Genomic DNA, 7,612 nt, shown 5'->3' with positions numbered 1-7,612 from the left:
CCGCCGAGCGCTGGGGCGAGGCCGCGCGCCGGCTCGACAGGGGCATCGAACGCCGCTTCGGCGCGACCGGCTATCGCCGCTACCCCGTCGACGGCGCGGGGCCGGACAGCGCGGTCACCTTCCGCTCCGCTCCGCTGGCTGCACCTCGCGACAGCTCAGGTGAGGATGCGTCAGAGTTGACCGGGGCCGTGCAGCGAGCCCAGGCCGAGCTGCTGATGCCTTCCGGTGGCCTGCGGCCGGGGAACATCCCCCGGGTCGGCGGCGTGGCCTGGACCCCGGCCACCGCCCTGTTCGCTCTGGCGGCGGCCGGGCGCGGTGACGAGGCCTCGTTCCGGCGCTGGTTCGACTGGCTCTCGGCGCACCGCACCGCGCTGGGCGCCCTGCCGGAGAAGGTCGCCAACGACGGCGGCCCGGCCTCGGTCGCACCGCTGGGGTGGACTTGTTCCATCGTGCTGCTCGCGCTGGCCGCCCGCGACGGCGCCGTGCCCACGCCGCCGGTCGACCCGGGAACGTAGGCTCGGTTTCCATGAGTATGGATCGGGTCGACAACGCCGTCCCCGCCGAGGTCACGAGGGGTTTCGTGGAACTCATCGGTGCCGAGATCGTGGAGGCCGGCCCGGACCGCGCGGTGATGCTCCTCGACGTCGACGAGCGCCACCTGCAGCCGGCGGGCGTGATGCACGGCGGGGTGCACTGCACGCTGGTGGAGAGCGCGGCCAGCATCGGCGCGTCCCTCTGGCTCGGCGGCAAGGGCGGGGTGGTCGGGGTCAGCAACCACACGAACTTCCTCCGCCCGGTCACCGCGGGAGCCCGCGTGACCACCACGGCGACGCCCGTCCACCGCGGCCGCACCCAGCAGCTGTGGCTGGTCGAAATTCACGATGGCGGCGGCAAGTTGGTCGGGCGCGGCGAGGTTCGCCTGCACAACCTGTACACGGCCTGAGCGGAGCGGGAGCGCTACCGCTGCTGGGTCGGCGCTGCCGCGCGCCGCCGCAGCGAGAACAGCCCGTAGAGCAGCGCGATCAGGATCACCGCGCCGGCCACGCTCATGATCAGCGCGACGTTGCTGCCACCGCCATCGCCGGTCTCACTGGCGACCTGGATCGGCTGACCCGCCGTCAGGGTGAAGTCCCACGCCTTGTCGTACGGCACGACCGCCTCGGCCCCCGGCAGCGTGCGCACCTTGAGTTCGAGGTGGGTGGGGCCGGCCGGCAACGCCCCCAGCGAGGCGGTGTAGTTGCCCAGCGACGACCCCTGGGCGAGGTTGACGGTCTTCGCCGGCGTGCCCAGCAACGCTTTGACCTCGGCGCCCCGGATCGGCGACCCGGAGTCGCCGTCGACCAGCGTCGTGCTGGCCTTCCAGGCCGTGCCGTCCGGACTGAGGGTGAGGTCCGCGACCAGCACCACGGCCTTGCCGCCGCTGTGCGCCGACACCGGCGTCGCGGCGGGCCCCAGGGCCGTCAGCCCGACCGCCACCAGGGCGGCAGCTGTGCCCTTCAGGAACTTCATCGACTCAACCTCCGAGGATCCGGGCCGCGTTCGCGGTCTCGATCAGCTCGTGACAGTACTTGAGGATTGTTACGCAGAGCCCGATCACCCCGGTCCCGCCCACCATCACGGCAACGCAGGCCCACAGCGCCCGCTGGCTCACCCCGACCGAGGCGGCACGGAACCGGGTGGCCGCGGCGACCTGGCCGGCGGCGGCGGGCGCCCTCGCCTCGTCGTGGATGACGTGGCCGTCCTCGTCGAAATGAACGCCGCTGGACCACATGTCGATCTCGTCGTCGCCGCCGGTCACGGCGTCCTGCGCGGACTGCGCCTGCCGGCCCGCCTCCATCGCCAGCACCATGCTCGCGCCGCCCATCACCAGGAACACCAGGATCTTGACGTAGAGCGCGTTGAAGTACATCGCGGCGTAGGGCAGGCGCGTGATGTCGTCGTACTCGGAGAAGGAGAAGCTGCTCGTGGAGAACGGGGCGTCATAAGCGGTCTGGGTGCTCAGCAGCCAGGCCCCGGTGATGAGCGTGCCGCCGAAGGTGACCCACATCGAGCTGGTCAGGACGTTGCGCCTGACCTCGAGGGTCTGCAACGCGAGGGTGGAGAGCATCCGGCGCAGTCGCGGCAGGGCGATGAACGCCATGGCGGCGACCAGCAGCAGCCAGAGGCTGGCCAGGATCACGTGGAACTGCAGCAGGAAGACCTCGAAGGAGCTGCCCTCGACGGCGTAGCGCAGCCCCTTGAACTCCCCGGCCAGCACCACCGCCTCGGTGATGTCGAGGGTGGTCTCCACGACCTCGAGTTGCTGCTGGCCGGCCGCGGTGGGCAGGTTGACGAAGGCGGTGAAGGTCCAGGCGCCCGGGTTGTTCACGATGATCGAGCAGCGGTACACCCCCAGGGGGACCGCGGGGTCGTTGTCGCTGACCTGCAGGCAGTTCTCCGGCTCCTCCAGGATCGGCTCGCCCTCACCCTCCCGGGCGGTGAGGAACACCCCGTACCGGGCCGCCGGCGGCTTCTTGGTCCCGCTGTTCACGACGGTGATGTCCATCGTGATGTTGTTCGGGTTGGCGTTGCGGATCTCGGCCTGGGTGAGCGTGACCTTGATCTTCTCGGGGTTCTCCGCGGCAGCTGCCGGACCCGCGCCGAGCACCAGCACCGCGCACGCGCCGAGGAGGGCGAACAGCGTGACAAGCGCCGTGCACGGGCGGCGCCCGGAGCTGGTGCCGGTCAATCAGATCACCGCTCGAAGCGTCGGATCCCATTTCCCGTAGTACTTGTCGACCGTGATGTTCGCAGCCAGGTATTGCTTCCGGAGCCAGTCGTCGAAGACCTGGAAGCGCTTGGAATCGACCACGATCTGGGTCAGCTCGGGCTTGGCATCCTCCAGCGTCAGCGCCGGCAGGTCCTTGCGCTTGACCTGGTAGAGCACCGTGTACACAGTCACGTCACCGAGGTCGTAGCGGGTGGGCTCGCTGCTCTCGCCGGGTTCGAGCTTGCGGACCTGCTCGACGATTTCGGCCTGGATCGGCGTGATCGGGTTGATGTCGACGGTGTCCGCGCCCACGGTGCCGCTCAGCGCATCGGTCGCGGTCTTGAAGTCGGTGCCCTTGGCGAGCGCCTTTCTCAGCGCTGCAGCCGATTCAGGGCTGTCCATGAAGGCGATGCCCGTGGTGGCCCGGAAGCTCGCCCCGACAATCTCCGGGCGGGCGTCGTACGCCGCCTGCAGCTCCTCGCGGCTGACCGAGACCTCAGGCAGCAGCTTGGCCGCGATGGCCTTGCTGATCTTCTCGATCCGCGCAGCGACCTGGAGGTCCTCCCCCTTGTACCCGGCGAACTTCAGGCTGCCGATCTCAGCCAGCTCGTCGTAGACCTCATTCTCGTCGGCGCTGTCGGAGACCTGTGCCCCCTCACGCTTGGCGAGGAACTCGACGAAGGCGATCTTGATCCGGTACGACAGCGCCGTGCGGCGGATCTGCTCGGGGGCGGCCTTCACGCCGTCGACGCCCTGCAGGTCGGCCTGGCCGGTGTCGGTGTTCTCGAAGATCTTGAACAGCTCGTCCACCTGCGCCGAGGTGATCTCGATACCCTCGACGTTGGCCGCGATCGCCGGCGCTCCGCCGCCGCCGCCGCAGCCGGAGAGCGCCAGCGTGAGCGCCAGGGCTCCGGCCACGCCGTAGCGCGCGCTGCGCACCCGAGTCCGTCCGCTCACTTGTCCCTCACTCCCGTTCACTGTCGTCAGGTTGCTGCTCGTTCGCCGTCGGCGCCGCCGTGGCTTGGCCGTTGCTCTGGCCGGGCTGGTCCTGGGTCGAGGTGGCGGCCTTGAGTAACGCCTCGGCCGGACGGCCCGCTTTCGCCGCCTTCCGATCCTGCTCGGCGGCCAGAACCTGCCTCAGGTACGGATCGTAGTTCGCCTCGGGCGCTCCACGACCGGCCGCTTCCTCGGAGAGTCGCGCCTGGGTCGCGGCGAGTTCGGCCTCCTGCTTGGTCGGCGGGAACGCGAACGGCCGCCCGTTGGCGAGGGAGATGATCTGGGCCACCGTCGCCGAGATCAGCAGGAACACCCGCGGGTCGCCCTCGACGGTGGCGTAGAACCCGGCCGAGTTGAACGAGCGGGCGCCGACGGAGAGCTTGCGGGTGACGCCGTCGGTGTCGGTCAGCGCGATCGAGCACCCCGCGCCGCACTCCGAGGCGCGGGCCGCCGCGCCGGTGCTCGCAGCGGAGGCGAGACCGAAATCCGGCGTCGCCGGGTCGACGTTGTCCATGATCCGGTAGGCCAGGATCGGGAAGGTGGTGTCCGAGGCGTTGATCAGCGTGGCGGACTCGGCGGTCCCGCCGGCGCCGGGCACGAACACCCCGTTGCGGCCCTCGAAGGTCGCCGACTTCGTCCCGGCGGTGTAGGTGACGCTGGCAACCCGCTCGGCCGGCACGTCGATCGCGAGGACGTCCACCGAACTAAGGTCGTCGTCGCCGCAGGCGGACAGGCCGCCGACCGCGACCACCAGGCCGGCGAGCAGAGCGAGTGCCCTGCTCATCCTCGCCTCAGGCGGAAGAACACGAAGGGCACGAACACCAGGGCGGCCAGCGTCGGCAGCGCCACGGTCTGCCGGATCAGCGAGCTGCGCTGGGCCCCGGTGATCTGGAACTGCGCGCTCTTCCCGACCTCGCGGAAGGCCGCGAGGATCACGTCGTCCCCGGCGATGAACTGGGTGAGCCGGATCAGCAGTTCCTGATTGCCGAAGGACTTCTGGTACAGGTTCGCCGCGGCGTCCGCGGTGCCGAGCACCCCGACCCGGGTGGTGGTCAGCAGCGGCGCCTCGCCCGGGGCCTCGCGCTCCGTGGCGGAGGTGAACCCGGCCAGGGTGTGCACCCCCTCGGTGTTGGGGATGCGCTTGCCGGTCTTGTCGACCTGGTAGCTCTTCGGGCTGCTCTGCACGAGCGCGGCCACCTGCGGTCCCTCGTCGCCGCCGGGTCCGGCCTTGTCGATCCCCAGGGTGTTGCTGAACACCACCGGGGTGTCGTCCTTGTTCAAGGTGTCGACCACGGAGGAGGCCGAGGGATAGCGCGAGGACACGATGGCGGCCGGGTCGTCGGCAAGTGACTGCGGGTCACGTAGTTGGCCGTCGAGGAACTTCAGCCCCCACGGCGTGATCAGCTCGTTCAGTTGGGCGATGTCGCCGCGCACCGTGTCCGCGGCCACGACCAGCCGGCCCTGCGCCTTGGCGTAGTCCTGCAGCAGCTTCAGGTCGCTCGCCGGCATGGTGGATCGCGGCCCCATCACGAGCACGACGTCGCACTTCGCCAGCAGTTCCAGCCCGCCCTTGCCCGTGAGGAACACCTCGCCGGTCCGGTAGCCGATGATCCGCAACCGCACGGCGAAGGAGGTGAGGCCCTCGTCCTGGACGTCGTTGATCCGGCGTTCACCGTGGCCCTGGGTGAAGCAGGCGAAAGGCGGATCCGGGTCACCCAGCTCGGCGATCGCCGAGGTCACCGTGCTCTCGACCAGGTCGTCGAGCTCCCGCGTCTTCCCGCCGACGTTGAGCAGGTAGTCGTTGTAGTCGATGACACCGGAGGCGCGCGCCAGTGCCGGCGAGATGTCCGGGTCGACGATCTTGACCTCGATGGTCGCCCCGGCGGCCTGGTACTTGCGCACGGTGGCCCGGGCCTCACTGGCCTCCAGGCTGACCGTCGGGGAGAACGCGGTCAGCGTCATCGGCGTACCGCGCAGTTTGGCCAGCACGTCCTTGGTCGCCGCCGATGCGGTCTCCCGGTTGCCCGGGGTCAGGTCGATCTCGCCGGAGGCGGCGCCGGCCACCGCGGGGGTGCCGAGTACGAACGCCGACACCCCGGCCACCGCGGCGACCCGCAACGCGATCACCCGGCGGTCCGAACCCGCACGGCGCCGGCCCAGGCTGTAGACCGCGACGCACAACGCAGCCGCGGCGAGGACCACGAAGTAGGCGACGTCCTCCCCCGGGAGTACACCGTCGAGCATCGGGTCGAGGCGCTCCAGCGGAGCGAACTGGTCGACCTTGCCGCGGAGATTCTCCGGCAGGAACGAGATCAGCCGCAGCACCAGCAGCACGACGAAGGCGAGGAAGGCCGCGCCCACGGAGGTGTTCATCCGCGAGGAGATCGCGAGAGAAACCGCGTTGAACATCGCGGAGAGCAGCAGCAGTCCGATCCAGCCGCCCATCGAGCGGGCGAACTCCGGTTCGGAGATCGCGTCGAGGCGGACGTAGTAGATCCAGGAGATGCTGACGACCACCCAGGTGATCAGGGTGTTCGCGACGAACTTGCTGAAGACCATGGACCACCGCGAGATGGGCCAGGCCAGCGAAATCTGCAGCGCGCCGCTGGCCCGTTCCTCCGCGATCGAGCGGGCCCCGAGGATCGGGCACATCACCAGCAGCGTGTTGACCGTGTTCGCGTAGTACGACTGCAGGTCGGCCGAGTTGGTCGAGCTGACCAGGTCGATGAACAGGATCCCGGAGATCACGATGTACGCGGCCGCGATCAAGTACGTCGCGGGCCAGAGGACGAGCGAGGTGATCTCGCGCTTCAGCAAGGTGAGCACTAGTCCGACGCTTCCGCTCCGGCCACGACCGAGCCGAGAACGGCCTCCCGGAAGGCCTCCTCGAGGCTGTCCGCGGTGGACTCCACGGTGGTCACCGGCCACTTCGCCGACCACGCCTGGACCAGCGCGGCGACGGGTCCGTCGCCCTGGGCCTGCACCAGCACCGTGGTCCCCCGCTCGTCGTGCGCGACGTCGACCAGCGAGGTGCCCTCGACGAGGTCGCCAGGTGCGGGTTCCACCTGGGCGTGAACCCGGATCCGCAACCGCACCGAGTGCCCCATGCCCTCGGCCATCTCTGAGGGGGCGCCCTGGTAGACGAGCTTGCCGCGGGCCATCACGAGCACGTTGTTGCACATCAGGCGGGCGTCGGTGAGCAGGTGCGTGGACACGATCACCGAACGGGTGCGTCCGTACTCCTGCAACATCGCGCGCATGTCCAGGATGTTGAGCGGGTCCAGGCCGTTCATCGGCTCGTCGAGGATGGTGACGAGCGGGTCGCCCATCAGCGCCTGGGCCATGCCGACGCGCTGCTTGTTGCCCTTGGACAGGTTGCCGACGATCCGGTCCGGCACGGCGCCCAGCCCGGTCCGGGTGATCGCAAGTTCCACGGCAGCGCTTCGTTCCCCGCGGGGAATTCGCTTGGCCTCGGCCGCGAAGGTCAGGTACTCCGTCACCCGCATCTCGTTCGGGAACGCGACCCGCTCGGGCATGAAGCCGAGCAGCTTGCGGGCCGCGCGCGGGTTGCGCGCCACGTCGGCGTCGCCGATCCGAATGGTGCCGGCATCCCACGCGGCGATCCCGGCCATGCAGGTCATCAACGAGGACTTGCCGGCCCCGTTCGGCCCGAGCAGCCCGGTGATGCCGGGACCGAGGGAGAACGAGACGTCGTCGACGGCGGTGCGGGTGCCGTAACGCCGGGTCAGATCCGTCACGACGAGCAGGGGGCTGCCGCCTGCGTTCTTGAATCCGGAGTCGACCTCGTTCGAGGAAGAGGTCTCCGCCGTTGCACTCATGCTGGACATCCGGGCGACGCTAGACGCG

General features: G+C 69.8%; 7 protein-coding genes and 1 pseudogene. 2 read left to right on the top strand and 6 right to left on the bottom strand.

Features of this window, described 5'->3' with window-relative positions; all coding sequences use genetic code 11:
* Together H0X00_RS05405 and H0X00_RS05400 are read left to right on the top strand one after the other, a co-directional pair.
* A pseudogene (locus H0X00_RS05405) lies at positions 1–515 on the top strand (glycoside hydrolase family 15); the annotation flags it as partial.
* A gap of 11 nt (positions 516–526) precedes the next feature.
* Positions 527–943, top strand: coding sequence for a PaaI family thioesterase (locus H0X00_RS05400; RefSeq protein WP_293767770.1), 417 nt, complete (start codon positions 527–529; stop codon positions 941–943).
* A 14-nt stretch (positions 944–957) separates the two neighbouring features.
* Here the strand turns inward: H0X00_RS05400 and H0X00_RS05395 are convergent, their stop codons facing one another.
* From H0X00_RS05395 to H0X00_RS05370, 6 genes are read right to left on the bottom strand one after another with little or no spacing between them, the layout of a single operon-like run.
* Positions 958–1,509: a hypothetical protein gene (locus H0X00_RS05395; RefSeq protein ID WP_293767767.1), complete on the bottom strand. Its 552-nt coding sequence runs from the start codon at positions 1,507–1,509 to the stop codon at positions 958–960.
* A gap of 4 nt (positions 1,510–1,513) precedes the next feature.
* Positions 1,514–2,728, bottom strand: a complete 1,215-nt coding sequence (locus H0X00_RS05390) for a hypothetical protein (protein ID WP_293767765.1) — start codon at positions 2,726–2,728, stop codon at positions 1,514–1,516.
* Positions 2,729–3,706 (bottom strand): peptidyl-prolyl cis-trans isomerase, encoded by a 978-nt coding sequence (locus H0X00_RS05385; protein WP_293767763.1) that lies wholly within the window; start codon positions 3,704–3,706, stop codon positions 2,729–2,731.
* Between the two features lie 7 nt (positions 3,707–3,713).
* A complete protein-coding gene (locus H0X00_RS05380; protein ID WP_293767760.1) occupies positions 3,714–4,529 on the bottom strand; it encodes a hypothetical protein in 816 nt (271 codons plus the stop codon).
* A complete protein-coding gene (locus tag H0X00_RS05375; RefSeq protein WP_293767759.1) occupies positions 4,526–6,571 on the bottom strand; it encodes a Gldg family protein in 2,046 nt (681 codons plus the stop codon). Before H0X00_RS05375 ends, H0X00_RS05380 begins: the two co-directional genes overlap by 4 nt.
* Entirely contained in the window at positions 6,571–7,584 is a 1,014-nt protein-coding gene (locus H0X00_RS05370; RefSeq protein ID WP_293767758.1) for an ABC transporter ATP-binding protein, read from the bottom strand. Before H0X00_RS05370 ends, H0X00_RS05375 begins: the two co-directional genes overlap by 1 nt.
* Positions 7,585–7,612: the final 28 nt, after the last annotated feature.

The sequence above is a fragment of the Sporichthya sp. genome (assembly GCF_013815995.1).
GTDB lineage: Bacteria > Actinomycetota > Actinomycetes > Sporichthyales > Sporichthyaceae > Sporichthya.
Note: the sequence above shows the minus strand (reverse complement) of the source record. Positions and strands in the feature narration are given on the sequence as shown.